Source organism: Halomonas sp. ATBC28 (genome assembly GCF_005937175.1).
Classification (GTDB): Bacteria; Pseudomonadota; Gammaproteobacteria; order Pseudomonadales; family Halomonadaceae; genus Vreelandella; species Vreelandella titanicae.
Genome location: NZ_VCQL01000165.1, coordinates 1 through 404 on the forward strand (window position 1 = coordinate 1; position 404 = coordinate 404).

Here is a 404-nt window from a genome sequence, read left to right on the forward strand (position 1 = left end):
CAGCCTGTCGCTCGTATGAACGATGGTCTATCTCTTCCTGATAACCGGCGTTCGCCAGTGCCCTGTTCGCATGGTCAGCCCATGATGCACGCCACGTCTCGGCATGTGTCCGGTCGTTCCAGTCCCTGACCTTTCCACCGAATCCAGCAGGTCCGACAGCTCTCGTGGTCAGCATGATGTGCGCATGGGGATTTGTTTTATCCATGTGATGGAACGCCACATCAGCAATCATGCCCTGACTGACAAAGTTTTCTCTGACAAAGGCGAGAACGGTTTCCCGTGCGGCATCCTGCGGTAGTTCGCGGGGGATGGCGAGTTCAATTTCCCGCGCAAGTTGTGAGTTCTTCCGGCGTTCGGCCTTCTCAACGGCATTCCAGAGTTCGGCACGGTTCGTACACCAGGCA

At 56.4% G+C, this 404-nt stretch carries 1 protein-coding gene; it reads right to left on the reverse strand.

What is annotated here, in order from left to right; all coding sequences use genetic code 11:
* The coding region (locus E0L35_RS25845) for a MobA/MobL family protein (protein ID WP_171051246.1) at positions 1–404 on the reverse strand (404 nt) is incomplete at both ends.